Below are 26,256 nucleotides of genomic sequence, written 5' to 3' on the forward strand. Positions count from 1 at the left end.
ATAGAGACAAATCACTACTAAACAAAAAAGGCTATCCTTAATGGACAGCCTTTCAATATCTTATGATTAGAATGATGTTAATCGTCTCTCTTTTGAGATTTAATCAGATAGGTTTTACTCTCTTCACCTTCCATTATCCTCCTAATGTTTTTGTTGTGAGTCCAAACAATTACTATGAATAAGAAGAATCCGAATATAACCAACAAGGGTTCATTAGTTTTGAACCTAGGTACAAATAGTAATAGTGTAGGAAATGATAGCGCTCCTATAATAGATGACAACGACACGTACTTAGATACGAGTAGAGTGATTAAAAACACCACAATGCAAACTAGTGCTACTTCGTATTGAATGCCAATCATCATTCCTAACAGTGTAGCTACGCCTTTACCTCCTTTAAAATTCAAAAATACGGAGAATATGTGCCCAACTACTGCTACAACTCCAAATACAAGTTTATATGTTACAAGGTTTTGCGCTTCTATAAATTGCAAATTCATCAGAATCACAGCTAATGAAGTTGCAGCCATACCTTTTGCTATGTCTGCAAGCATTACTATAATTCCCGCTCTTTTACCTAAAACTCGAAATGTATTTGTAGCTCCAGGATTACCACTGCCATGCTCTCTTACATCAACCCCATGAATAGCTTTACCAAGCCAAACTGCTGAGGGAACGGATCCAAGGAAATACGACAAAATTAATCCTATAGCTATTGCTGCAATCATATTATAAAGTTTGGTTTAAAATTAAAGCAAGTTCTATAAAACTCACTTTCTAACGTATAAGTTCAAAGATATAAAAAAAATCGAGCTGCCAAAATCTGGTTAAAAACCATCATCGTCATCAGAAGACTCCTCAGGTTCACTTACTCCACCAAATCCATCAGCTGGCAAGTCTACTTCATCTTGCTCTATTTCTGCATCTAAACTGTACACATCATCGATGCCATAATACTGCAACCTAAAGCGGTTTATAAAATTCAAAGTTTCAGTTTCATCAGCAGGAGCAAATACTAATTCGCCTATTTTGGCTTTAGCACCATTACTTTTCTTGTTTATGACCTCATTGATAGTGTTATTAGAACTGTAAACTAGCAACTGGTTATCTTCATAACTAAAAAAGAACCAAGATGCAGGGGAGGCTTTGACAAATAAATTAAATAACGGAAATCCATCAATGGTTTTTCCTACTTCCATAAATCCTTCTAGAGATGCATTAATATTTGTTCGTAAAATATTAGAAAGCCCCAAGTTCCCTTCACTGTAAAAGCAGGTATATTCTGGCGACCACTTCATATCAATATTAGAAAACATCATTTGAGTACTAGTCTCCTTAGCAAATCCACCCAAATTCACATGTTCTTCCTTTGACAGTTTTTCATACTCTCTGGTAGCTCGCTCTCCTATAATTTCGGCTAATTTATACAGCAACTCTGTCTGATCTCCAAGGCCTTCGGGCGCACCTAAATTTGTAATAACATCGGTAATATCCGCAGCCATAATTTCAAATGCCTGGTTAGGAACGGGAGCAAAGTTGATAGTCATTAAAGCATTAAGATCAAATTTCTCTTCATCCATATTACCAGAACCCAGCACAGCACTATTCAACACAAAATCCTCTGTTGGCTTAATGAATGTTGCAGGGCCTTCGAACCTTACATCTTTAGTATCCTGATTATATGCATATACACGACCAGCCAAAGTGTTTCCAGAAACTTTGCTAGTATCAGCTATTTCGTACTCGTTCTTCTCCTTATTATAAAAAAGCAAACCTGATGGCTTGAAAAAGTATTCGTCATCTTCAATACGTTTGTCCTCAATAAATATATTGTACAGACTATTATCTTCTATTGAAGAAATGATACCAGCATCAAGTATATGCCCTTCCTCGGTAATTCCATTAGAGAAGTCAATCATTACTTCTTTTTGCTCTCCAGTACTAGTGTGCTCTATCCAAGTATTGTATCCTGCCTCGTGAATATCCAATTTAATGTATCCACTAAGCTCCATACCAGGTCGGTGAGCATATAGAATCATATCACCTTTATAAAACATTCCTGGTGAGATAATGATATTTTGCTCTTCACCTACCGAACCATTGGCCACGGTATGTTTTTCTAAAACTTCTTTTCTTCTACCAGATTTAACGGGAATCTCTTCTAGGTGGAAGTTTTCCATTCTTACTGGCACTGTATCATTCAATGCATTTACGAAACTATATGTGGCATAGCCGGTAAACTCATTTCTAGAAATAATATCAATTACCCCATCCGTAAGGGTGTGGTAACCATTTAAGGTATCCAAAACTATTGTTGTATTAGTAAGGGTGCCTATTTTAGAATTTTCTAAGATCAACACTTCGTTATTATCTGGTGTGATTTTAGCATCTGCCACCACAATATAAGGTATACCACTCACCTTTAGGTCAGATGTTTTAATATCATAGACGGCCTCCGTAGCATTAAACCTTAAAGAGTCTAGTTCTTTTCTGGTGGTATAAAAGTAAGAACTCTCCAAAGGCACATCATCAGGCTTCTTCATGGTAATTTTTTCTTCATTTAAATCCCACCTTGCTTCTGTTATTGATGTTTTAAACTGAGCATAAGGAAATTCTAATGCCGCCTCTCCTTCAACCTCTGGTCTTATAACAGCATAGTTCTCGGCCAAATTAAACCTAATGAGCACATCATTAGCCGCCATTGCAGGTTTTTCTGGGTTATCAGATTTTAGTTTAAAATCTGCATGACGAGCTGAAAAACGATCATGTTGAAAGTTAATATTATCTGATTTTGCCTCAGAATGCCTAGTATCCAAAAGTCCTTTACCATAAACACCGGTTCCTGTAACTGTGGCTGTCCCATCTAATGAAGCGGTTTCATTATAAAAATCAAGCGGTGCATCGTTATTACTAATGTGCATACTATCCTGAAGTGGCAGCCACTTCATTTTATAATTCTTAGCAGAAAACTGCGGGTATATAACACCATTATGCTCCATTTCTTTGGTGTCCATATAATCACCATTTTGAGTCACCACAGAATCAGGGTAAAAGATAAATTCCTCAGCTACTAAATCACTAGTATAATGCTCTACTTTACCGTTACCCTGCAATCCCTTTTTATCAAGCTTCAGGTGGTTATAAAATTTTGCATCCTGATGATAAAGCTGGTACCCTTCCGAAGGAACATTATGCTCAAAACCCATGGAGTTATCTTTCATGATCCCGAGCCGCTCTTCAAATTCAGGAAATATACCTCCTGACTGAAACTTACCTTCAAACTCAATAGAAGAAGGGTCTTCACCTCCCAAACTATCAATATCAAAGGGTGGAACTTCAAATTTCAATGCTCTATTATAGGCACCTCCTAGTACATCTTGCTTGTCAAAATATACTACAGCACCTTGCCCAGCATTAAACTTAGGGTAATTAGTATCTCTTATTTTGCTAGATTTATTATTAGGTCTATTAATATATAATGTACCCAATGTAGCACCCGAGTCATCTCCTAATGAATCTTCAGGAACGGCCACCATATTATTATCTACCTTCTTTCTGAGTTTTACTCCACGGCTGTTCTCTTCCTGAACGTAAAACTGGATAGAGTTAATCTTATCCATATTAATAAGAAAGCTATCATACTTAAATCGGAAATCCGTACCGGTGTATTCAAAATTACCGGCAGTAATTTTTCCATTAAATAAAATTCCTCTGTCCTTTTGAATAGTAATCTCACTGCTATCAGGTTCAATAACCACATTTAAAGAATCACTTACTTTAAAAAACTCTACTCCTCTAACTTTCATATAGTTATCAGCAAAGTTGATAGTACTGTTAGGCTCATTATGTATTACTGAAGTAATTATTATGTTATCATAATCTTTTCGTCCAAACCTAGAGTTATATAAGTGCCTCGCTTTGCTTTTCATGGTTACGTAGCCCTTCTTAGCATCATAACCAATCAATCCTTTCTGGGCCAAAAACATCATAGCACCGTTGAGCACCTTGGTGTCCCTTTTAGTATATCTGGCTAGTTCATCGATATAAAACTCCTGAACATGTTTTTTCTGAGAATAAGAAACTACAATTGCTAAGGGGTTAAATGGGTAAATGTCATCTCCTAACCCACGGTAATCTTCATAATTATAATGGTCCGTAGACTCAAAATAGGCAGGTACAATTCTACGAGCATCCATTATTGAAGCATTTAAACTATCTGAGTTTAAGTCCCACCTGATTATATCTGCAGTAAAATCTATATTAAAATATGTAGCTGTAAAAGCGGTATTTCTAAAACCGCCCTTATCTTTTTGTAGTACAAGGTTCTTATTCTTATAATCATACCTAAAGCGTACTGCCGGGTGATGAATAGAGTCCATACCTTGGTATATGACTATTGCAGCTCGCTTAGCTGTTACCACAGAATCTTCAAAATTAAAGAGGTGTGAACGCGCTTTAAATCTACGCTCATCATTATGATTGGCATATATAATAGCCTCCCCGTCCATAATGGAGGCGCTATTTATTTTGCTTCCATTCATAGAAAAACCACCCATATAACTCATGTCTGGCCCCCAGCTATTGAGAATAATATTATTATAATAAGATATAAACTTAGGGTAATGAGCGTCAGTAGTGGTATCGTGCTTTGAACTTCTATATTCAAAAACTCCTTCTACAGGTTCTTTAAGTTTACCTTTATAATTAAGCTTGGCACCCTCCACCTTCAGTATAGGCTTGCGTACATCTAAAGCATATTGGTTAAATTCTGCATAAACAGAATCTGCACTTAGCCCAGCCATGCTCCAATCAAAACGCCCCCCATCCCCGATAAACTGTCCGGGTATTAGCGCAAATGTACCTGCAGTAGACTGAACAAAAACAGAATCATAAGGAGTTACAAAGTTGAGTTCAATATCAGTAAATTTTATTACAGGCCCCTCTATTATTGGCATATCTACCTCACCTCTAATGGCATCCACCATTTGTTCATCTTCCAGATAATCATCTTCAGGTTCATCTTCCCATTCGGTATTCCAATCATCATCTGTAGGCTCATCATCCCAATCATCAAAATAATCGTCAGATTCTTCCTCTTCTACTTCAGGCTCTGTATAAATGATGTCTGGCTCAGGTTCTGCCAGCTCTACGTATTCAAGGGTATAATTACCACCAACCACCCGTAGTTTGTTAGAGTTGGCATAAAAAAGACTACGCTCTTTGAAAAAAACATTCATTTTTTCAAAATAACTGAGGATTTGGGCCGGAGAGTAGTGTTCCAAAACTTTATTGGTAACCTCTATATAGTTTGACATATGCGTCAAACCTTCTTGAGATGCATTAGCTCCTTGTGCCACAGCATCAAAATAAGCAGTTCGTGTTTGCTTATTAATGGTAGGGGTATTTAAAATGAGAGCTACCTGTTTAATGATTTTATCTTGCTGATCAGCAGGAAGTTTCACCCAAGCCATTTGAAACTCATTACTTATTCCAAGTACTTGTTTGGCATTTGCATCGTTCAACAAATTTCTCAAAGTATCCTGACTTACTTCTTCAGTTTGATTTTGAGAAAAAACATTGAAACTGATAAATAAAGCCACAAACAACAGGTAACGCACTCTTATCCACATATTTGATTATATCTACTCAGAACTGTAATATACTGAAAGCAATACATTTATGAATGATATTAGTAACACGAACTGATTTAAAAAAATTAACGATTATTGAGTTTTTTGAAATTTGATAGCCATCCAGTTATTTCTTTCTTTTCGGCCCATCTCTTTCAATCCACTTTGCACTGCAACGTTTAATATATCATCGCTATCGTGTTCATAAAACCCACTCAACACTAAATACCCTTCAGGTTTAAGGTATTTCACATATTCACTTACCTCTTCAAGAAGAACATTTTTATTAATATTTGCCAATATAATATCATATTCTCCCTCGATATCTATAGTGGATATGATTCCCTCCTGAATGGTAATATTTGTACAGCCATTAAGCTCTACATTTTCAGGAGCATTATCAGTACTCCAAGAATTATTATCGTATCCAAGTATCTCCTCTGCACCTAATTTTGCAGCCATCACGGCCAAAATTGCTGTACCACAACCCGCATCTAAAACTCGCTTGCCTTTGTGGTCTATTTCCATCTGCGTTTTAAGCATTAGGTAAGTAGTGGCATGGTGGCCTGTTCCAAAAGACATTCTGGGGTTTATAATAATTTCATAAGGAAAAGAAGGATCTGGTTGATGAAAGGTTGCTCTTACTAAACATTGACCATCCACATTTATAGGATCGTAATTCTTCTCCCACTCTTCATTCCAATTTCGACTTACTACTTGTTCCCAAGAGTAGGTAATATTGGCCACGGACTGATAACGCTCTAGTAACTCTTTAACATCGTTTTCAATGAAATCATCCTTATCAATATAACCTTCTATTCCATCTTCAGTCTCCATCATGGAATTATAGCCGAGCTCACCGAGCTCAGCTACTAATATTTCAGTAAAGGGTTCTTCACAAACAAATCTAACCCCTATAAAGTCTGCTCCTCTTCCCATCTACGCTTAAAACGACTTAATAATATCTAAGAAATCGCGAGACTTTAATGATGCACCACCAATAAGTCCTCCGTCTACATCTTTACAAGCAAATAATTCAGGAGCATTACCTGGCTTACAGCTACCTCCGTATAAAATAGAAATGCTCTCTGCCACATCAGCACCATATCTTTCTGCCAATAATTCACGAATTACAGCATGCATTTCTTGAGCTTGATCTGTAGATGCTGTTTTTCCTGTTCCTATAGCCCAGATGGGTTCGTAAGCTATTACTACTTTCTTCAACTCATCTTCGTGCAAATGAAAAAGGCTCTCTTCTATTTGATTGCTAACAAACTCCTTGAATAAACCATTTTCTCTAACTTCAAGAGATTCTCCACAGCAAAAAATTGGCTTAAGACCATTTTTCAGTACGATATCTACTTTTTTGGCTAACTGCTCATTGGTCTCAGCAAAATATTCTCTTCTTTCGCTATGCCCCAAAATAACATATTCAGCTCCTACTGAAGCAATCATAGGCGCGGCAATTTCACCAGTATATGCACCGCTTTCATTTTCGTTACAGTTTTGTGCTGCTACAGAAATTTTCTCTGCATCTTTCACCAAACCTTCTACTTTTGTCAAATAAGGAAACGGAGGTGCTAAAATCACTTTCACATCACCACTTACCTCATCATTGACCATATTTACTATTTCTGAAGTCAACTTTAAACCTTCGCCTAAAGTATTATTCATTTTCCAGTTTCCTGCTACTATTTTTTGTCGCATTTAGTTGATCTTTTTATATTGAAATACAAAGATAATATTTATAATCTATTTAGAATATTAGCTAATTCTACTCCAGTTGATAGCCATTTTTTTCATGGAATCAACCTGCCTTTTAATATTTCTATTTTCTGGTTTTGAAAGTTCAGGGTCAGCATTTAGCAATGCTGAAGCCGCGTCTCTAGCAGCCTGCAAGATAGCTCCATCTTTGCCTAAGTCTGCTATTAAGAGATCGAGCACCCCACTTTGCTGTGTCCCCATTAAATCTCCTGGCCCTCTCAATTTCAAATCCATGTCTGCTATTTCAAAACCATTATTAGTTCTTACCATAGTATCAATTCTCACTCGCCCGTCTTTACTGAGCTTATAATCAGTCATTAAGATACAATAAGATTGTTCGGCTCCTCGGCCTACCCGCCCACGCAACTGGTGTAGCTGAGCTAAACCAAATCGCTCGGCATTTTCAATAACCATTACCGAGGCATTTGGCACATTTACCCCCACTTCAATTACTGTGGTAGCCACCATAATTTTTGTCTCTTTATTTAAGAAACGCTGCATCTCAAAATCCTTAGCATCCGGCTTCATTTTACCATGCACCACACTAATTTGCACCCCCGGAAAAGCACGCTCAATGCTCTCGTAGCCATCCATCAGGTGTTTTAAGTCAAGCTTTTCAGACTCCTCAATTAAAGGATAAACAACATAGACTTGCCGGCCGAGGTCCAGTTGCTCTTTCATAAAACCATTAACACGCAGTCGATTGGCATCATAACGATGTACGGTTTTAATCGGTTTTCTACCAGCGGGTAACTCATCAATTACCGAAACATCCAAATCTCCATACAGAGTCATGGCTAATGTTCTGGGAATTGGCGTTGCAGTCATTACCAATACATGTGGGTAAAATGACTTATTTTTTTGCCATAATTTAGAGCGCTGAGCCACACCAAAACGATGCTGCTCATCTACCACAGCTAATCCTAAAGATTTAAACTGAACTACATCTTCAAGAAGAGCATGCGTACCTACTAAAATATGGAGTTCACCGCTGAGCAGTGCCTCATGTATAACTTTTCGTTCTTTCTTTTTAGTTGAGCCTGTTAGTAGTGCTATGGTAATGCCCATCTTCTCAGCAAAATCTTTTAGTCCCTGATAATGCTGAGTGGCCAAAATTTCGGTAGGAGCCATCATAGCACACTGGCTACCAGAACCTACCACCAGCAACATACAAATAAAAGCCACTATGGTCTTACCACTTCCCACATCGCCCTGTAGCAACCTGTTCATCTGCTGACCAGATTTCATGTCTCCATATATCTCTTTAATCACTCGCTTTTGAGCTCCAGTTAAAGGAAAGGGGAGGTAGTCATTATAAAACTGTGTGAGCAGTTCTGTATTGTGAAAAACAGCGCCTTTAAATTTATCAAAGCGAGCTATTTTCAGCTTTAACAACCTCAGCTGCACATAAAATAGCTCTTCAAATTTTAACCTAAATAATGACTTTTGTAAACCATTATGGTCTTTAGGAAAATGTATGCTTATTAAAGCGTGTTTCTTCGATACTAATTTGTAATCAGACCGAATATTATCAGGCAATGTTTCATGAATTTTATCCTGAGCCTGTAATAATAATGTTCTTTGAAGTTTACTTATGGCCTTGGAGTCAAGGTATTTTTTCTTTAGTAACTCCGTAGTGGCATAAACAGGGTGCAGGTAACTTTCCCCTTCTTTCTGCTGAGCCAGCAATTCTATTTCTGGGTGAGCAATACTTACTTTCGATCCAAACGTATTTGGCTTACCAAAAACTAAGTATTCTACTCCCGGCTGTAGCTTTTTTAAAATCCAGTCAATACCCTTAAACCAGACTAACTCTATCTCTCCAGTATCGTCCTTAAAATGAACTACCAGCCTTTTTTTACGAGCCGCACCAATAGTTTCAATGTGCCTGATTCGTCCTTTTATCTGAACATTGGGCATATTCCCATTCAGGTCACGAATATCATAAAACTGGGTTCTATCTTCGTACCGGAAAGGGTAATGTTGCACCAAGTCTCCATAGGTAAATATATTTAGCTCTTTATTCAAAAGGGTTGCCTTTTGCGGACCAACGCCTTTTAAGAACTCTATTTTAGTATCGAAGAAGCTTTGTTGCATGCGAAAAAAGAATATGCTAATGAAAACAAAAACATAGCGGCACAAAAACCACCACTATATTAATGAGCTTATTCTATATTAACCCTATCATTCCATTTTAATGTATTCATCATATGCACAATGTCATACTTTACATATTCAATGGCTGGTCTTAAGGAGTCATTCTGAACTTCTGTATTAAAGTATAATGCTCCTCTAAAGAAGTTTTTAACAGAATCGGTAGTAAAAAACTGAAATTGGCTTGGCACATCACCTTCTAGTTCAGCATAAACTACTGTTTTGCCTAAAGGTGTTTTAGTAATGGTTTCGTTAATAGCCGAAGCCTTAATCTGATGCTTAGCGGTTAAGAAATAAGCATCGTGAAGATAGCCCTTTAAAGAATCAAGGTTATCCACCACTTTGTAAGTAATGTTAACATCTGCCTTATACTCTGGATAATATATTTCAATCCAGAAACGATCAGAAATCCACGAAGTATCTCTTAAAATTTTAGCATGTTTTGAAAACTCAAAAGAGTAGGGTAGTGTATCAGCCAGCGTTTGATATTCATGAGGAGGCAAGTCAAACCTGTTATATCCCTTGGGTTTGGGAATATAGGTATTTTCACATCCTAACAACATTGTAAAGCCAACTAAACATAAACTAGTCAGTAGTTTCGCCCTCTTCTTCATTTGCCTTTATTAAAACACGCACTTTTTTTATTCTCTTATTATCTACAGCTACTACTGTAAATATGTAGCGGTCGAAATATATCTTTTCACCAGCAGAAGGCAATTTATTATTTATTTCTAATAATAGCCCTCCCAGCGATTCACTTTCTCCTTTTACCTTTTCAAAAGTAAGAGGATTTATTTCAAGTATCTTACAAAAATCGTTTAATGTGGTTTTACCTTCAAACACATAAGTGAAATCATCCATTTGGCTATAAACCACATCATCATCATCAAACTCATCATTAATTTCACCTACTATTTCTTCAATAATGTCTTCTAAAGTAATTAACCCAGAAGTGCCTCCGTACTCATCCACTACAATAGCCATGTGCACACGCTTTTCCTGAAAATCTCTCAGCAAAGCATCAATTTTTTTATTTTCGGGCACATAAAACCCTTGTCTTAATAATGTCTTCCATTCGAAGTTTTCATCATTATCCACATAGGGCAGTAGGTCTTTTATATATAGTACACCTTCAATTTTATCAATGGTTTCTGCATAAACAGGTATTCTGGAAAAACCTGATTTATTAATTTTATCCATAAGCTCATGGAAATCCATTTCAATATCAAAAGCAGTAATGTCCATTCTCGATCGCATCACTTGCTTTACTGAAAGCGTACCAAAATTTACAATTCCCTTTAGAATGTCTTTCTCCTCATCAGTGGTTTCCTCATCGGTAGTGGTTAACTCCAATGCATGATGAAGCTCTTCTACTGATATATCATACCCTTTTTTGTGAAACCTCTTTTCTATAACATTAGATATAGACATTAACACAATGGATAAAGGAGAAAAAATAGCTGTAGCTACTCTTAATAAAGATGAGGCTAACCTGGCAAACTGTAGATTATTTGGAGTAGCATATACTTTGGGTAAAATTTCTCCAAAAAAGACAATAACTACCGTAGTTACAAATGTCAATACTACTACAGCCTTACCTTCAGTAGTTTTAGAGCCTACAATTTCCCACATCACAAACGTAGAAAGAGTTACGAAGGCGACATTAACAAAATTGTTAACTATTAAAATGGTAGCTAATAATTGTTGAGGTTTTTTTATAAGCGTTACTATCCGCTTATCAGAAGGGAGGGAGCTTTCTTTGCAATCAGTAATTTCCTTTGCTGACAATGAAAAAAAAGCTACCTCTGAGCCACTTATAATTGCTGAGAGAACAATGAGTATAAACAGCGTTAATCCACTGGCAAGGTATACCCACACCTGTTCGCTAAATAATGCAGTTAATAAAATCTGACTCGGAGGTTCGTCTATGCTTTCCAATTACTTATCTAGATTTAACAAAAAATAAATTAGAATGGAAGATCATCAGTATCATCATCCATAGAAATATCAGCAGAAGACTGGCTTGAAGAAGATCCGCCCATTGCTCCACCTGATGACATTCCACCACCACTGTTTCCTCCTTCCATACCACTGCCTTTAGATCCAAGCATGGTCATATTATCTCCTACAATTTCAGTTGTATACCTAGTTATTCCATCTTTTTCCCAAGATCGTGTACGTAGTTTTCCCTCAATATAGATCATATCTCCCTTATTAAGGTATTTATCAGCTATATCTGCAAGGCCACGCCAGAGCACTACATTATGCCACTCCGTTTGTTCTCTACGCTCACCTGTTTGTCTATCTTTATATGTCTCAGAAGTTGCCACAGGGAAATTGGCTACTGATGCGCCACTTTCTAAATGCCTAACTTCTGGATCTTTTCCTAATCTTCCTACTATTATAACTTTATTTACTCCTGACATATTATTAATTTACACTTTCAGCAAAAGTAAGAATGTTTCTTAAATCTAGCTAAAAATTAGCATCATTCAAATAGCGCGAAACTAAAACTGGCTTAGGCAATTCATCTACTTCTTCGGCACTGTACCACCTCAGCTCATTTTTTTCAATAATATGATATAGTTCTTCAGAAGATTTTAATTTCAGTGCAAAAAATCTGGCAAAAATCTTTCTGTGTGTAAGTACGTGTTTATAACTTTCACTTATTTCCACTGATTCGATAAACGATTTCATCCCCTGAACCAAAGGAAAATCTATAAGTTCAATAGGAGCATCAATAAAGCTCTCCGTTTCTTGCAAAGGATAATCATAAAGTCCTTTCCATATATCATTACCAAAACGTTGTTTCATCAGTACATGACCGGCCTCATTAATAAAGACAAAATAATTAAAGAAACGCTCCTTTACCTTCACCTTTTTTGTTTTCACAGGTAAATCACTTTGTAATTTATTCTGTCTGGCATAGCAGTCTACGTTAAATATACAATTACTACAATCCGGACTTTTGGGTGTACACTGCAGTGCACCAAATTCCATGATTGCCTGATTGTAAATATCAGGGTCTTTTGAAGGCACTAAGTCATTGGCAAATTTTTGAAAAAATCTCTGCCCCCTTCCACTAGCAATATCTTCGTCTATACCGAATACTCTGGACAACACACGATATACATTTCCATCCACCACGGCCACCTTTTCTTTATAAGAAAAAGAAGCAATAGCAGCAGCAGTATACTTACCAATTCCGGGCAATTTCAAGAGGTTTTCATAGTCAGAAGGGAAGTTTTTGTTACAATTTTTTACAATTTCCTTTGCGCACTTATGTAAGTTTCTGGCCCTTGAGTAATATCCCAGCCCCTGCCATAGCCGTAAAATCTCCTGTTCTTCAGCATTTGCCAGCCCCTCAACGCTTTCGAAGGCCTCTATAAATTTTAAATAATAAGGCAAGCCCTGAGCTACTCTGGTTTGTTGCAAAATAATCTCTGAAAGCCATATTTTGAACGGATCTCGAGTATGACGCCAAGGCAAATCTCTTTTATTATTTTTATACCAATCCGTGATTTCTTCTATAAATTCTTTACTATTCACAATACCTATTTTTCCTCTTATTAGGCTAAACATAGGGCGTTAGATTTTTTACATATTTAATTTTTATATCTCCCTATGCACCCTAAATTTGCTGCCAATATACAGTTTAAGTAATTTTTAGTTAACCCAAAAGCATATAAATAAGTGACAAAAGCAGAAGTAATATCAGAAATATCAGACAAGACTGGAATTGACAAGTCAGACGTATCAGTAACCGTAGAAGCATTTTTCAATATTGTAAAAAATGCGATGTCTGAGGGCAATAATATATATGTAAGAGGTTTCGGAAGTTTCGTAAACAAAAAGCGTAAGAAAAAAATCGCTAGAAATATATCCAAAAACACTGCTATAGTTATTGACGAACACTTCATTCCTAGTTTTAAGCCTTCAAAAGTATTTGTTGAAAAAATTAAAACCAGTGATAAAGTAAAAGAGGCTAACAGCTAATAGCCTCTTTTTTTCCTATTTGAATAATATCCTTGTATTTTTGCCTATATTTTTAAACATATAGCAATGCTAAAAACACGGATAATTTTATTTGTAAGCGCTGTTCTGCTAGTGGTTATTATTTTTAGCCTACCTAAAGTTGTTGTAGACAATGAAGATAACAAATTAACTGAGAACAGTGCTACTGAAAACACCCCCCACAGTAACACCCCTTCAGAAGAAAATCTCACAGACGTACACACGCAAAAAACGCCTGCTGAAATACAGAAAAAAATTGATAAATTAAAGATTACTATCAACGATAGTGATGTTAATGAAAAAAATACTATCTTTGCAGACTCTTTGGCAGAGCTGTATCTAAGTATCAATAAATACGATAGCGCAGCTAAGTTCATTGAAATAATTGCTGAGAATATTCCAAACGAAGCCAATTGGCTACGTGCTGGCAACACCTATTATGAGGCTTATGGGTTTGCGATGAACCCGCAAAAAAGAGCCGAAATGGGAGAAAAAGCCAGAGAATATTTAAATAAGGTATTAGATGCATCGCCTGATAATTTAGCTGCTAAAAACAAAGTAGCTATGACTCATCTTTCTACATCAAACCCTATGAAAGGGATTACAATGTTGAGAGAAATACTTCAGGCAGACCCAGAAAATGAAGATGCTATTTTCAATTTGGGTGTATTGTCAATGCAGTCTAACCAATATGGCAAAGCTGTAGAAAGGTTTAGTCAGTTAACAGAAAAATACCCTGAAAATATGCAGGGACAGTTTTTCTTAGGAGTGAGCTACCTTGAAACAGGCAATAGAGAGAAAGCTAAAGAGCAGTTTGAATTAGTAAAATCGCTAAGTAAGGACCCAGAGGTGCAAGCCACCGTTGATTCTTATTTAGAAGAACTTAAATAAAATATTGTTTAACCATTTCAACTTAGGTTGGAAATAAACTTTTAAAGATATGCCTTGCGGTAAGAAAAGAAAGAGACATAAGATTGCTACTCACAAGAGAAAGAAGAGATTAAGAAAAAACAGACATAAGAAAAAATAATCTTACTAGGTTTTTTTAACCGACCCTAAATGGAATTTGGGGTCGGATAATTTTTTTTATACACATCATATTTAGTTATGACTAACTTCAAAATATAAAGTTTTGAGTAATGAATTAATAATAAATTCAACTCAGAATGGATGTCGTATAGCCCTTTTAAAAGACAAAAACCTGGTTGAATTCCATCAAGATGAAGATGGAAATCAATTTAATGTAGGGGATATATACCTCGGCACAGTTAAAAAAGTTGTGCAAGGGCTAAATGCAGCCTTTATAGATATAGGCTACGAAAAAGATGCATTCCTACATTATCTTGATCTTGGTCCTAAATTCAGTTCTCTACATGATTTTACAAAACGTGCGCTTTCCAAAAAGAACACGTCTAGTAAGCTGGAAAAATTCAGCTTAAAGCCTGACATAGACAAGCATGGAAAAATCAGTAGTGTTATTTCCAAAAATCAGCAAATTCTTGTTCAGGTTGTAAAAGAACCCATCTCAACCAAAGGGCCACGGCTATCCTGTGAGTTGTCAATAGCAGGGAGATATTTGGTGCTTGTACCATTTTCTAATACGGTAAATATCTCTAAAAAAATAGCAAGCAGTGAAGAACGCAAAAGACTAGTAAGACTAGTTTCATCCATTAAACCAGATAATTACGGTGTCATTATTAGAACTGTAGCAGAAGGTAAGGATGTAAGGGAGTTAGATTTAGATTTAAGAAATCTTTTAAACATTTGGCACGAAGGGATTAAATCCTTGAAAGCCGCCAAGCCAAGAGAAAAAGTCATTGGCGAAATGAGTAAGGCATCTGCAATACTTCGTGATGTCTTAAATGAATCATTTGACAGTATATACATTGACGATAAAGACATTCTCAATGAAGTGAGGTCTTATATTAAGACTATAGCTCCCGATAAAGAGAAGATCGTTAAACTATATAATGGCAAAGCAAAGATCTTTGAAAACTTTGGTATTGAGCGCCAAATAAAATCTGCATTTGGCCAATCAGTAAGCTTAAGAGGGGGTGGCTATCTTATAGTAGAGCATACAGAAGCTCTGCACGTGATTGACGTTAATAGCGGTAATAAGTCTAATCGCGAAGAAGATCAGGAAGCCACGGCAGTATCTGTAAATATAGAAGCCGCTAAAGAAATTGCCCGGCAGCTAAGGCTTAGGGACATGGGAGGTATAATAGTTGTCGATTTTATCGACATGAAAAAGGCTGAAAACAAAAAACTGATCTACAAAACCATGAAAGAAGAAATGGTGAGTGACAGATCTAAGTTTACAGTTTTACCTCTATCAAAATTTGGGTTGATGCAAATTACCCGCCAAAGGGTAAGACCTGAAATGAACATTACTACACGTGAGTTATGCCCTACATGTCAGGGAACAGGTAAAATAAATGCATCAATTTTAGTGTCTGATCAGATCGAAAGGACTGTAGACCATTTAATGACTAAGCAAAATGACAAGGGAATCACGATAGTTTTACACCCTTTCATTTATGCATATTTCACACAAGGGGCTATTTCAAGAAGAACAAAGTGGTTCTTGAAATACTTTAAGTGGATAAAAATGATTGAAGACTCCTCCCTCGGAGTAACAGAATTCCAATTTTTAAACAAATTTGGAGAAGAAATTGAAATGTAAAGAAGTGATATCATGGCTACTGATGCTATGATATCATTTTTTTTATAATCCTACAGCTTCAAGCGCCTGCCTAATACTGTACTTTTTCAAAACACCGAACTCACCAAATCGATACCCAAAGAACACCTTATAATTACCACTGGCACTTTGTATTGTGGCATCTTGTAAATTCATGCTGCCATTATCATAAATAGCTGCCGCACCAAAAAAGAAGTTATCATGGTCGTAGCCAAGAGAAGCCCTTAGGTTTACTTTAGACTCCAATACAAAGTCTTTCTGCTCTTTTTGATCTAGCTCATACTCCTGATATTGCAAACCTATGCCTGCTGCAGCATTCACATTAACATAGAAGTATTTTTTCACATACGTATAACCGTAGCCAGGCAAAAATGACAAGGTACTAAAATCTCCTTGTTTAAAACCAGCATCTACACCATACTCTGGCTCTATCTGGATAGGTAGCAAAGCTGAGTCCGCCTTAAATTCAGTACGGTTAAAGGAAGTAAGCATTAGCAATGAACCCGCACTCTTAATTTGCCTTTCTGATTGGTTATAACCTGCCCTGAATGAAAACTTATCATTATTAAAAATATGTATTCCATTTAAAATAATCTTTTTCACCGCCATATCACCCCTATAAGGGTAGATACTGGTTTTATTAAAGTCAGGAAATATAACTTCAGGGTTATTTATGTAAAAGCCTTTATATTTTTGATATGTGATATCAAAACACCATTTACGACCGTAAATATTCCCTTGAAAATCTGTGAAATCAGTTACTCCAAATTGCTTTTCATCACGCTGAAGAAAATCAGGAACTTTAACAGCAAACTCCAAACCTATATCAAACATGTACACCCCCACACCAAGCACACCTTGATTATTAGGAAAGTATTGGACTGATGAATTATCGTTATTATTTAAGTCAACCCTTAAAATCTTATCACTACCAAAGACTTTCATGTTAAACTTATTAGGAAAAGATTTTACGAATGTGGAATCACCCTGGCCATAAGACACTGTACAGAACAGCACCCCAATCATCATCATCAATCCACACGTCAAAAACTTTCTATTCATTTGAAAATCAATCAATAAGCAATAATTAACAACGTTATAAACTTAAAAATTGTTGTAATCTCTTTAACTGTATAATTTTATTAAACTCAGTTTCTGCCAGCGTTCTAGCATTGGCTTGAGTTTTCTCCAGCAAATCACTATTATCAACATACATTTTTATCATACTGAAAAACTCCTCAGGCTTTTCAGGATCAATATATGTGCCACATTTATTTTGTTCTACACACTGCTTTAACCATCCTTTAAAGTTGAGCAATATAATCTTTCCTGCGGCTATCCCATCAAAGAACTTATTAGGGCTACCTGTGGCTAATACTGGTACTTGGTCAAATGAAATATATACAGCATCCGTAACGTTCATTATCTCTTTTACACCTTGCTTATCTACAAATTCAAAAAATCTAATATTATTTAAATCACTAGCTAGACTTTTCATGTACGCCCACTGAGCGCCAGCTCCCACCACAAAAAAGATTACTTCATTGTTATCTTTCATCGCTCTCGCTGCAGCCACCAAGTATTCAAGCCGGTTGGCCATACCTACAGTGCCCGCATAAGTAATTACAAACTTATCCGTTGTTTTATACTTCTTTTTTAAATGTTCGGATTTTACTTCTGGTTTAAAAAAATCAACATCAGACATATTAGTAACTACCTGTAGCGGCTTACCTGTATTTCTGTTTTTAATAACCTCAGCTATATCCGGAGAAAGCGCCACAATTTTACTCGCGCCCCCATAACTTTTCTTTTCTAGGTACCTAGCTAGCTTCTTTAAAAATGGGTTTTTAATAACGCCAAGTTGTATTGGAGCTTCGGGCCACAAATCCCCCACTTCAAAACAATAGGGTGTTTTATACTTCCGCTTAGCGTACAGCGCTATAACACCTGTAGTAAGGGGCGTGGTAATTACGTAGTTCAGGTCAGCCTGTGGCAAAGTTTTTAGGAGTAACAAAGACTTTGTTACAAACCGGTAGAATGCATGTACTCGACTCCAAAAAGTAAGATGATTAGTATAATAAACAGGCAAATAATGAACCTCTACACTTCCATGCATAGCCCTCAAACACTTTCCTTCATTGGTAGCTGTAATTACATCTACGGTATAGCCCAATGAGGCAAAGTACTGAGAAATGTAATAAGAGCGCAACGCCCCACCTTCATCAGGGGTTTTATAATACTGGTGAATAATTCTGATTCGCATACGACCTAATGTGCCTAGCTATAATTTTTCTCAAAATAGCGGCAAAAGTTAGTCAGGGAACACTCCATACACTTTGGAGTACGGGCGAGACAAACATACCTTCCATGAAGAATAAGCCAATGATGTGCTCGAGCAATATATTCTTCAGGGATATGTTTTACAAGTTGCTTTTCTACCTCTAGCGGGGTCTTTAAATTCTGATTAACCAACCCTAACCTTTTAGACACCCTAAAAACATGAGTGTCCACTGCCATAGTTGGCTGATCATAAATTACTGAAGCAATTACATTTGCTGTTTTTCTTCCCACACCTGGTAGTTTTTGCAGTGTTTTTACATCTGCAGGCACTACACAATCAAACTCTTCTACAAGCATTTTGGCCATCCCTAATAAATGTTTGGTTTTATTATTAGGGTATGAGACTGACCTGATATAAGGAAACAGTTCATCAAAGTTACTTACTGCTAAATGCTCGGGTGTAGGAAACTCCTCAAACAGTGCAGGTGTGACCTGATTGATCCTCTTATCGGTACATTGAGCACTTAAAATAACCGCCACCAATAACTCATATGGGTTACTATAGTGGAGTTCAGTCTCAGCTTCTGGCTGATGCTCAGTAAAATATTTTATAAACGCCTGATATCTTTCTTTTCTCTGCATCCCACATCAATGATTGGAATGCAAATTTAGAGATTTTGAGTAATTTATCAGGTTACTAACCACCTTATCCGAAGGGGTTTTCATGCTATTATCAAGTTCTTTCTTCATCAATAGCATATCTACGTAAAAATCATTTAATTCTGCATCGCAGATAATCGCTTGCTGAAGCTCTTCAGTTTCAACAGCAGATGTCTCATTATATATGAATCTTACTACATCATCTTGGGTAAATGTTTTGATCATAGGCAATATTATATTGTTTTACTTTTTTCCTTAAGTTAATAAGCGCATAGCGCATTCTTCCTAAGGCGGTATTAATGCTTACACCAGTTTGCTCAGCAATTTCCTGAAAGCTCATATCCATATAGTGCCTCATTATTAAGACCTGCTTCTGAGATTCGGGCAGCTCCTGAATTAAATCTCTGATTTTAGAATGAGTATCCTGCTTTATTTGATACGATTCTACAGAGTCTTCAGAAAACTCGAGTGTATTAAACACATTACTCCCATCTTCAAGTATTAATGTAGGATAACGCTTTTCCTTTCTAAAATAATCAATTGAAAGGTTATGAGCTATTCTGGTAATCCAAGGTAAAAATTTACCTTCTTCATTATACCTGCCTCCTTTAATGGTATTTATAGCTTTAACGAAAGTTTCTTGTAATAAGTCTTCAGCGATGTAATTATCTTTTACTATTAGATAAATAGTAGTGTAAATACGCGACTTATGCCTGTCAAGCAACTGTTTAAAAGCCTCTTCGTTACCTTGCATATACAGCGATACCAATTTGCTATCACTAATTCTATACTTCTCCATTAAGATTACATTTAGTTAACGTAGAGGTTTATATCATATTGTCGCTTTTAAGATTAATTGTGGGAAATGTAAAACTTGAATCTCAAATGTAAAAAAAAATAGCCATAACAAGCAATATTAAATTCAAGATTTTTAATTAGTTGAAGGTTACTCCCCTAACTTTTTTTTAATTAAACATTAAATTTTTCAGTGTAAAGTTTTAGTCGTAGTGAAATCTTTTACTACATTTCCACCTCAAATTAAAAACTGACGAGATATAGATCAAGGCTAACTCAAAATGGAAAAAAGAAGAGTAATCAAAAGTCTGGAAAGTCTAGATTTAGATTTAAAAAGCTTACTTAAAAAAAGGTATCCTGATGGTTTCGAGAACAGCTTGATGCGCTTGAACAACGCTAAGAATGAACCATTTTTTGCTGTTCCTTTAGAAACTGAAGACACCATGTATCTGGTAAAAATTGCAGTGACCCGAAATAGTGAAGGCGAATACGATCTTGATATCGATGATGATAATGATGGTAATGACGATGATGATATCAATGTAGGGGATGATTATGACCCAGATTTTGAAGGTTAAACATTAGAAACATTTCTAATATATCATTTGTGTAGTATCTTTGCCCAAGAATATGCAAGATACTACACCTACTAACACCGAAGCTCTTGACCAACTCGACCCTCGAGAAAACATCATCATAAAAAGGGCAAGAGTAAATAATTTAAAAAATCTTAGCGTAGCTATACCCAGAAATAAACTGGTAGTAGTTACAGGTCTTTCCGGCTCTGGAAAATCTTCATTAGCATTTGACACCTTATTTGCTGAGGGCCAGAGAATGTATGTGGAAAGCTTAAGCTCATACGCCCGTCAGTTTCTTGGCCGTATGGAAAAGCCCGAAGTAGATTACATAAGAGGAGTTAGCCCTGCTATTGCTATTGAGCAAAAGGTAAATACAAGAAACCCTAGGTCTACGGTAGGTACCACCACAGAAATTTACGATTATCTCAAACTATTATTTGCGCGCGTAGGGATTACATATTCACCTGTAAGTGGCAAAAAGGTATCTAAAGATAGTGTAGCAGATGTAGTGAATTATATTTTGGGACATGAGGAAGGCACTAAAGTGATGATTAGCTGCCCTCTAAAACCTCAACAAGAACGATCTGTAGAGCAAGAACTTAAAATATTACTGAGCAAGGGATATACTAGGGTGCTGGTAGATGGAGAGGTGCAATTCATTGAAGAATTGACAGATAACCCCAAAAGCATATCTAAAAAATCAGCAGTAGAAATACTTATAGATAGAGCTGTAGTCAAACATAATGATGATGACACTCAATACAGAATGGCTGACTCTGTGCAAACGGCATATTTTGAAGGCATAGGCGACTGTACTACTCACTTAGTAGGCATAGAGGTAAAGAAATTCTCTGACAGGTTTGAAGAAGATGGCATTAAGTTTCAAGAGCCAAATGTTAATTTTTTCAGTTTTAACAACCCATACGGAGCCTGTCGTACGTGCGAAGGATTTGGTAAAGTATTGGGCATTGACCCTGATCTAGTAATACCTGATAAAAACCTTTCGGTCTATGAAGGAGCCATTGCACCATGGAGAAGTGAAACCATGAAAAAATGGTTAGCTCCATTGTTGAAAAATGGTATTCAATTTGATTTTCCTATCCACAGACCTTATGTTGAACTTTCTGAAAAAGAAAAAGAGGTTTTATGGACTGGTAATAAATACTTTGAAGGATTAAATGACTTCTTCAAATTTCTAGAATCTAAAACACATAAAATTCAATACAGAGTAATGCTTTCTCGATACAGAGGAAGAACTGTTTGCCCTGACTGTAGAGGAACACGTTTGCGTAAAGATGCATCTTACGTTAAACTTAACGACAAATCAATTACAGATTTAGTATTAATGCCTATAGCGCGTGTAATTGAGTTTTTTGACAATATCAACCTTACAGAGCACGAAGAAGCCATAGCTAGAAGGCTATTAAAAGAGATTAATAATAGGTTATCATATATAGAAAGAGTTGGTTTAGGTTATCTAACACTAAACCGAATGACAGCCACATTATCTGGTGGTGAGTTTCAAAGGATTAAATTAGCTACTTCATTAGGAAGCGCCTTGGTTGGCTCTATGTATATATTAGATGAACCGAGCATTGGACTTCACCCACGTGATACCAAACGATTGGTAGGCGTTCTCAAGTCATTACGTGACATGGGGAATACAGTAATTGTGGTAGAGCATGAAGAAGAGGTGATGAATGCCGCTGATCAGATTATAGACATTGGCCCAGATGCGGGGGTACACGGAGGAGAATTAATTTTCCAAGGCACACATGCCGAACTAGAAAACTCCAACTCACATACAGCAAACTATTTGTTGGGGAGAGAGGGCGTACCCGTACCTGCCGTAAGAAGAAAATGGAAAGACGGCATTAAGGTTATAGGAGCAAGAGAAAATAACCTCAAAAACATAAACGTAAATTTCCCGCTGGGTGTACTAACAGTGGTTACTGGAGTTAGTGGATCAGGTAAATCCACCCTCGTTAAAAAAATTCTATACCCTGGAGTAGGCAAAATATTAGGTACCGTTTCAGATGCTACAGGAAAATTTGACCACCTAGAAGGTGATTATGAAAAAGTAACACAAATTGAATTTGTAGATCAAAACCCGATCGGAAAATCTTCTCGTTCCAACCCTGTTACTTACGTAAAAGCTTATGATGCCATCAGGCAATTATTTGCTGACCAAACTTTAGCGAAGCAGCGTGGTTACAAGCCGAGTCACTTTTCTTTTAACGTAGATGGCGGCCGTTGTGAAACTTGCCAAGGAGAGGGCGTAGTGAAAATTGAAATGCAGTTTATGGCTGACATTTACCTCACCTGCGAAAGCTGCAAAGGAAAACGCTTCAAAAAAGAGATTTTGGAGATAGAATACGAAGGGAAAAATATTGCCGATGTGCTGGACCTAACCGTATCAGAAGCCATCACTTTCTTTAATGGAAAAACCAGTATACTGAATAAGATACAACCACTAGCTGATGTTGGTTTAGGTTATATCGGACTAGGCCAATCTTCAAACTCTTTAAGTGGAGGTGAAGCACAGCGTGTAAAGCTGGCCTATTATTTAGGAAAAAACAGCAGAGATAAAAAGGATCATATACTTTTCATTTTTGATGAACCGACTACAGGCTTACACTTCCATGACATTAGCCAATTACTTAACTCGATCAACGCTTTAGTTGAACAAGGTAACAGCGTGCTGATTATTGAGCATAATATGGAGGTGATTAAATCTGCAGACTGGATAATAGACCTAGGGCCAGAAGGTGGCGAAAACGGAGGAACGCTCTGCTTTGAAGGAACACCCGAGGAAATGGCAAAATTAAAACAGAATTACACGGCCGACTTTTTAAAAGACAAACTTTAAAATTCATGCTGCTGTTATAAGCAGCATGAGAATATTAACTTCAGTTATTGTACTGCTTTTACTCACCGGATGCAGTGGATTAAACGGAATCAAACAAGCATTTTATAGGACTTCTCCCTATGAAGAATACACCAAGTCTCTAGAAAAAGCAGACTTAACCAAAACCGCCTTGGCAAAAAGGTGGCTGCAGGCTGGAAATAATGCCCTGCAAGATTCTTTACAAATAAACACACCTTATCAAGAAAAGGGCTATTTCAGCGCATCATCACCTGACGCCAAATCTTACCAGTTAAAAGCCAAAGAAGGTCAGGTAATCAATGTACAATGCAATGTTTCAACACAAAAACCCGGCTCTCTTTTTATAGATTTATTTCAACTAAAGAGCCAAGAGTGGACACGTGTTGCCCATGCTGATTCTACTCATAAGATCAGTTACGAAATTAACAGCACTGGCAAATACCTTATTCGGGTGCAACCAGAACTCTTAATTGACCTTTTCTATGATTTAAAGATTAGCTTTCACCCTGCCTTAAAGATGCCTGTAGCTGGTGCCAGTAACAGCTCCATTGGCAGTATTTACGGAGACCCTCGTGATGGAGGCAATAGAAGCCATGAAGGCATAGATATTTTTGCCCAAGCCAATACCCCTGTTATTGCTCCTGCAAATGGTTTCATAACCCGCGTAGGCCTCAATGGACTAGGCGGAAAAGTAGTATGGCTAAGAGACTCTAAAAGAAATCTTTCGTATTATTTTGCTCATTTAAACCAGCAATTAGTAAGTAGTGCCCAAAAAATTAATATAGGAGATACAATAGGCTTGGTAGGTAATACCGGAAATGCAAAATACACTCCTCCTCATCTTCATTTTGGGATTTATAAGAATGGCAGCCGTGATCCTTTACCTTATGTGAAAACCGCTTCAGCGCAAATTAAGTCATTTAATATAGACACATCTAGGTTTTTATCCCCTTCAAAACTTACTGTAGCAAAAGGCAATATACGCCTTTCGCCAAGCACAAAATCCAAAATCATTTCTCAAATCACAGAAAATACTTTTTTACAAATAACAGGTCAAACTAATGATTGGTACCTCATAACTTTACCCAATCATTTAAAGGGGTATATATACAAAAATTTATTGAACCCTTTAGGAGATGGTCACCGTATAAAATTGGATGAAGCCAACATGCTTTTGTCTGGGATACAAGAAGATGCTGTGCCAATAAGATATATCGAAGCCAACGAGCATATAGATATACTTGCTGAATATCAGAATTTTAAATACGTAAAAACAATGTCTGGGCAAACAGGTTGGTTAATTATATCTTAAAGAGTAAAAGCTCTTTACTAATAAAAAAACAAAAAATAATATGTCTGATATACTGGAGTTTGTAAAGAAAAAGAACCCAGGAGAGCCTGAGTTTCATCAGGCTGCCGAAGAAGTAATTAATTCCGTACAACCTGTACTTGATAAACACCCTGAGTACAGAAAACATAAAATACTCGAAAGAATGCTAGAGCCTGAAAGGTTAGTTTCTTTTAGAGTTACTTGGGTGGATGACAATGGTGAAGTGCAAGTTAACCGTGGCTACAGAGTGCAAATGAATAGTGCCCTTGGACCTTATAAAGGAGGTTTAAGATTTCACCCTTCTGTATACCCTGGAATACTTAAGTTTTTAGGGTTTGAGCAAATTCTTAAAAACGCATTAACAGGTTTGCCTATGGGCGGTGCCAAAGGAGGATCTGATTTTGATCCTAAAGGTAAGTCTGATGGCGAGATCATGAGGTTTTGCCAAAACTTTTTTATAGAACTCAATCATCATGTAGGCCATAGGGTGGATGTACCTGCAGGAGACATTGGTGTAGGCGGTAGAGAAATAGGCTACATGTTCGGTACTTACAAAAAAATTAACAACGAATTTACAGGCGTACTTACTGGTAAAGGAGTGGGCTGGGGAGGTAGTTTGCTAAGAACGGAAGCAACTGGCTACGGGCTTATCTACTTTGCAGAAAACATGCTAAACACTAAAAACGATAGTGTTAAAGGCAAAACCTGTTTAGTTTCAGGTTCTGGAAATGTAGCGCAACATGCTATTGAAAAACTATTACACTTAGGAGCCAAACCAGTTACTGCATCTGACTCTTCTGGGTTTATTTATGATGAAGAGGGTATAGATCAAGAAAAGCTCGAGTTCATCAAAGAATTGAAAAACAAGAAGCGAGGAAGAATTAAAGAGTATGCAGACAAATACTCTTCAGCAAAATACACCGAAACTAAAAAGGGAGAAGAAAACAACCCTTTATGGGACATCAAAGCGGATTTAGCTTTTCCGTGCGCTACCCAAAATGAGGTGAATAAAAAAGATGCTGAGAATTTAGCAAAGAACGGAATAAAGTTAGTTGGTGAAGGAGCTAACATGCCTCTGGAGGCTGATGCCATAGAAGTAATATTGGACAGTAATATCTTATACTCTCCAGGAAAAGCTTCAAATGCAGGTGGAGTAGCCACATCAGGCATAGAAATGATGCAAAATTATATGGGCAGCTACTGGTCTAAAGAAGAAGTAGATAAAAAGCTAAAAAGCATTATGAAAAAAATTCATGATAACAGTTTAGCTGCAGCAGAAGCCTACAACCATAAAGATAATTATATGGTAGGTGCAAACATTTATGGCTTTAAAAAGGTTGCTGATGCTATGATCGCTCAAGGCATTATATAAGCATGCCATTATCATAAATAAAAAACCCTGAGCTCATAAGTTCAGGGTTTTTTATTGATATTATGCGATTACTTTCTGTATTTTACACAAA

21 protein-coding genes are annotated in these 26,256 nt (G+C 36.7%); 7 read left to right on the forward strand and 14 right to left on the reverse strand.

Annotation, left to right across the window (positions count from 1 at the left end):
• Positions 1 to 77: 77 nt before the first annotated feature.
• From plsY to mutY, 9 genes are all read right to left on the reverse strand, one after another.
• Positions 78 to 728 (reverse strand): glycerol-3-phosphate 1-O-acyltransferase PlsY, encoded by a 651-nt coding sequence (gene plsY, locus ACXACQ_RS03860; protein WP_474974608.1) that lies wholly within the window; start codon positions 726 to 728, stop codon positions 78 to 80.
• Between the two features lie 99 nt (positions 729 to 827).
• A complete protein-coding gene (locus tag ACXACQ_RS03865) occupies positions 828 to 5,600 on the reverse strand; it encodes a hypothetical protein (RefSeq protein WP_474974609.1) in 4,773 nt (1,590 codons plus the stop codon).
• Between the two features lie 123 nt (positions 5,601 to 5,723).
• Positions 5,724 to 6,569, reverse strand: coding sequence for a 50S ribosomal protein L11 methyltransferase (prmA, locus tag ACXACQ_RS03870; RefSeq protein ID WP_474974610.1), 846 nt, complete (start codon positions 6,567 to 6,569; stop codon positions 5,724 to 5,726).
• Between the two features lie 6 nt (positions 6,570 to 6,575).
• On the reverse strand, positions 6,576 to 7,337 hold the full coding sequence (gene tpiA, locus ACXACQ_RS03875; protein ID WP_474974611.1) for a triose-phosphate isomerase: 762 nt from the start codon (positions 7,335 to 7,337) through the stop codon (positions 6,576 to 6,578).
• 57 nt (positions 7,338 to 7,394) lie between these two features.
• Positions 7,395 to 9,491 (reverse strand): ATP-dependent DNA helicase RecG, encoded by a 2,097-nt coding sequence (gene recG, locus ACXACQ_RS03880; protein ID WP_474974612.1) that lies wholly within the window; start codon positions 9,489 to 9,491, stop codon positions 7,395 to 7,397.
• A 68-nt stretch (positions 9,492 to 9,559) separates the two neighbouring features.
• Positions 9,560 to 10,162: a gliding motility lipoprotein GldD gene (gene gldD, locus ACXACQ_RS03885; RefSeq protein WP_474974613.1), complete on the reverse strand. Its 603-nt coding sequence runs from the start codon at positions 10,160 to 10,162 to the stop codon at positions 9,560 to 9,562.
• A complete protein-coding gene (gene gldE, locus ACXACQ_RS03890; RefSeq protein WP_474975038.1) occupies positions 10,134 to 11,477 on the reverse strand; it encodes a gliding motility-associated protein GldE in 1,344 nt (447 codons plus the stop codon). Before gldE ends, gldD begins: the two co-directional genes overlap by 29 nt.
• A 38-nt stretch (positions 11,478 to 11,515) precedes the next feature.
• Entirely contained in the window at positions 11,516 to 11,974 is a 459-nt protein-coding gene (gene ssb, locus ACXACQ_RS03895; protein WP_474974614.1) for a single-stranded DNA-binding protein, read from the reverse strand.
• A gap of 49 nt (positions 11,975 to 12,023) precedes the next feature.
• A complete protein-coding gene (mutY, locus tag ACXACQ_RS03900) occupies positions 12,024 to 13,130 on the reverse strand; it encodes an A/G-specific adenine glycosylase (RefSeq protein WP_474974615.1) in 1,107 nt (368 codons plus the stop codon).
• Positions 13,131 to 13,241: 111 nt separating this feature from the next.
• Here mutY and ACXACQ_RS03905 point away from each other — a divergent pair, with 111 nt between their 5' ends.
• From ACXACQ_RS03905 to ACXACQ_RS03915, 3 genes are all read left to right on the forward strand, one after another.
• Positions 13,242 to 13,544 carry an HU family DNA-binding protein gene (locus ACXACQ_RS03905; RefSeq protein WP_474974616.1) on the forward strand — a complete coding sequence of 101 codons (303 nt, stop codon included), beginning with the start codon at positions 13,242 to 13,244 and terminating at the stop codon, positions 13,542 to 13,544.
• A gap of 66 nt (positions 13,545 to 13,610) precedes the next feature.
• Positions 13,611 to 14,453 (forward strand): tetratricopeptide repeat protein, encoded by an 843-nt coding sequence (locus tag ACXACQ_RS03910; RefSeq protein ID WP_474974617.1) that lies wholly within the window; start codon positions 13,611 to 13,613, stop codon positions 14,451 to 14,453.
• 241 nt (positions 14,454 to 14,694) lie between these two features.
• Positions 14,695 to 16,245, forward strand: coding sequence for an Rne/Rng family ribonuclease (locus tag ACXACQ_RS03915; protein WP_474974618.1), 1,551 nt, complete (start codon positions 14,695 to 14,697; stop codon positions 16,243 to 16,245).
• Positions 16,246 to 16,287: 42 nt separating this feature from the next.
• On the opposite strand, the gene ACXACQ_RS03920 is transcribed toward ACXACQ_RS03915, so the two are convergent.
• From ACXACQ_RS03920 to ACXACQ_RS03940, 5 genes are read right to left on the reverse strand one after another with little or no spacing between them, the layout of a single operon-like run.
• Positions 16,288 to 17,325 (reverse strand): DUF4421 family protein, encoded by a 1,038-nt coding sequence (locus tag ACXACQ_RS03920; RefSeq protein ID WP_474974619.1) that lies wholly within the window; start codon positions 17,323 to 17,325, stop codon positions 16,288 to 16,290.
• A gap of 34 nt (positions 17,326 to 17,359) precedes the next feature.
• On the reverse strand, positions 17,360 to 18,526 hold the full coding sequence (locus tag ACXACQ_RS03925; RefSeq protein WP_474974620.1) for a glycosyltransferase family 4 protein: 1,167 nt from the start codon (positions 18,524 to 18,526) through the stop codon (positions 17,360 to 17,362).
• A 14-nt stretch (positions 18,527 to 18,540) separates the two neighbouring features.
• Positions 18,541 to 19,185, reverse strand: coding sequence for an endonuclease III (nth, locus tag ACXACQ_RS03930; RefSeq protein WP_474974621.1), 645 nt, complete (start codon positions 19,183 to 19,185; stop codon positions 18,541 to 18,543).
• A 6-nt stretch (positions 19,186 to 19,191) separates the two neighbouring features.
• On the reverse strand, positions 19,192 to 19,428 hold the full coding sequence (locus ACXACQ_RS03935) for a hypothetical protein (RefSeq protein ID WP_474974622.1): 237 nt from the start codon (positions 19,426 to 19,428) through the stop codon (positions 19,192 to 19,194).
• Positions 19,403 to 20,002 carry an RNA polymerase sigma factor gene (locus tag ACXACQ_RS03940; RefSeq protein WP_474974623.1) on the reverse strand — a complete coding sequence of 200 codons (600 nt, stop codon included), beginning with the start codon at positions 20,000 to 20,002 and terminating at the stop codon, positions 19,403 to 19,405. Before ACXACQ_RS03940 ends, ACXACQ_RS03935 begins: the two co-directional genes overlap by 26 nt.
• Before the next feature lie 277 nt (positions 20,003 to 20,279).
• Between ACXACQ_RS03940 and ACXACQ_RS03945 the strand changes: the two genes are divergently transcribed.
• The 4 genes from ACXACQ_RS03945 to gdhA are packed head-to-tail and all read left to right on the forward strand — an operon-like array spanning position 20,280 to position 26,165.
• Positions 20,280 to 20,576 carry a hypothetical protein gene (locus ACXACQ_RS03945; RefSeq protein ID WP_474974624.1) on the forward strand — a complete coding sequence of 99 codons (297 nt, stop codon included), beginning with the start codon at positions 20,280 to 20,282 and terminating at the stop codon, positions 20,574 to 20,576.
• 52 nt (positions 20,577 to 20,628) lie between these two features.
• Complete coding sequence (gene uvrA, locus ACXACQ_RS03950; protein ID WP_474974625.1) at positions 20,629 to 23,445, forward strand: excinuclease ABC subunit UvrA; 2,817 nt, start codon at positions 20,629 to 20,631, stop codon at positions 23,443 to 23,445.
• Between the two features lie 25 nt (positions 23,446 to 23,470).
• Positions 23,471 to 24,775 carry a peptidoglycan DD-metalloendopeptidase family protein gene (locus ACXACQ_RS03955; protein ID WP_474974626.1) on the forward strand — a complete coding sequence of 435 codons (1,305 nt, stop codon included), beginning with the start codon at positions 23,471 to 23,473 and terminating at the stop codon, positions 24,773 to 24,775.
• A 40-nt stretch (positions 24,776 to 24,815) separates the two neighbouring features.
• On the forward strand, positions 24,816 to 26,165 hold the full coding sequence (gene gdhA / locus ACXACQ_RS03960) for an NADP-specific glutamate dehydrogenase (RefSeq protein WP_474974627.1): 1,350 nt from the start codon (positions 24,816 to 24,818) through the stop codon (positions 26,163 to 26,165).
• Positions 26,166 to 26,256: the final 91 nt, after the last annotated feature.

It is taken from the genome of Fulvivirga sp. AWR4_260 (assembly GCF_056158185.1).

What these genes read in the sequence shown, in the direction of transcription:
- plsY (WP_474974608.1), bottom strand. Translation starts at nt 728, where the DNA reads ATGATTGCAGCAATAGCTATAGGATTAATTTTGTCGTATTTCCTTGGA.
- prmA (WP_474974610.1), bottom strand. Translation starts at nt 6,569, where the DNA reads ATGGGAAGAGGAGCAGACTTTATAGGGGTTAGATTTGTTTGTGAAGAA.
- tpiA (WP_474974611.1), bottom strand. Translation starts at nt 7,337, where the DNA reads ATGCGACAAAAAATAGTAGCAGGAAACTGGAAAATGAATAATACTTTA.
- recG (WP_474974612.1), bottom strand. Translation starts at nt 9,491, where the DNA reads ATGCAACAAAGCTTCTTCGATACTAAAATAGAGTTCTTAAAAGGCGTT.
- gldD (WP_474974613.1), bottom strand. Translation starts at nt 10,162, where the DNA reads ATGAAGAAGAGGGCGAAACTACTGACTAGTTTATGTTTAGTTGGCTTT.
- ssb (WP_474974614.1), bottom strand. Translation starts at nt 11,974, where the DNA reads ATGTCAGGAGTAAATAAAGTTATAATAGTAGGAAGATTAGGAAAAGAT.
- mutY (WP_474974615.1), bottom strand. Translation starts at nt 13,130, where the DNA reads ATGTTTAGCCTAATAAGAGGAAAAATAGGTATTGTGAATAGTAAAGAA.
- ACXACQ_RS03910 (WP_474974617.1), top strand. Translation starts at nt 13,611, where the DNA reads ATGCTAAAAACACGGATAATTTTATTTGTAAGCGCTGTTCTGCTAGTG.
- ACXACQ_RS03920 (WP_474974619.1), bottom strand. Translation starts at nt 17,325, where the DNA reads ATGAATAGAAAGTTTTTGACGTGTGGATTGATGATGATGATTGGGGTG.
- ACXACQ_RS03925 (WP_474974620.1), bottom strand. Translation starts at nt 18,526, where the DNA reads ATGCGAATCAGAATTATTCACCAGTATTATAAAACCCCTGATGAAGGT.
- nth (WP_474974621.1), bottom strand. Translation starts at nt 19,185, where the DNA reads ATGCAGAGAAAAGAAAGATATCAGGCGTTTATAAAATATTTTACTGAG.
- ACXACQ_RS03935 (WP_474974622.1), bottom strand. Translation starts at nt 19,428, where the DNA reads ATGATCAAAACATTTACCCAAGATGATGTAGTAAGATTCATATATAAT.
- ACXACQ_RS03940 (WP_474974623.1), bottom strand. Translation starts at nt 20,002, where the DNA reads ATGGAGAAGTATAGAATTAGTGATAGCAAATTGGTATCGCTGTATATG.
- ACXACQ_RS03945 (WP_474974624.1), top strand. Translation starts at nt 20,280, where the DNA reads ATGGAAAAAAGAAGAGTAATCAAAAGTCTGGAAAGTCTAGATTTAGAT.
- uvrA (WP_474974625.1), top strand. Translation starts at nt 20,629, where the DNA reads ATGCAAGATACTACACCTACTAACACCGAAGCTCTTGACCAACTCGAC.
- ACXACQ_RS03955 (WP_474974626.1), top strand. Translation starts at nt 23,471, where the DNA reads ATGAGAATATTAACTTCAGTTATTGTACTGCTTTTACTCACCGGATGC.
- gdhA (WP_474974627.1), top strand. Translation starts at nt 24,816, where the DNA reads ATGTCTGATATACTGGAGTTTGTAAAGAAAAAGAACCCAGGAGAGCCT.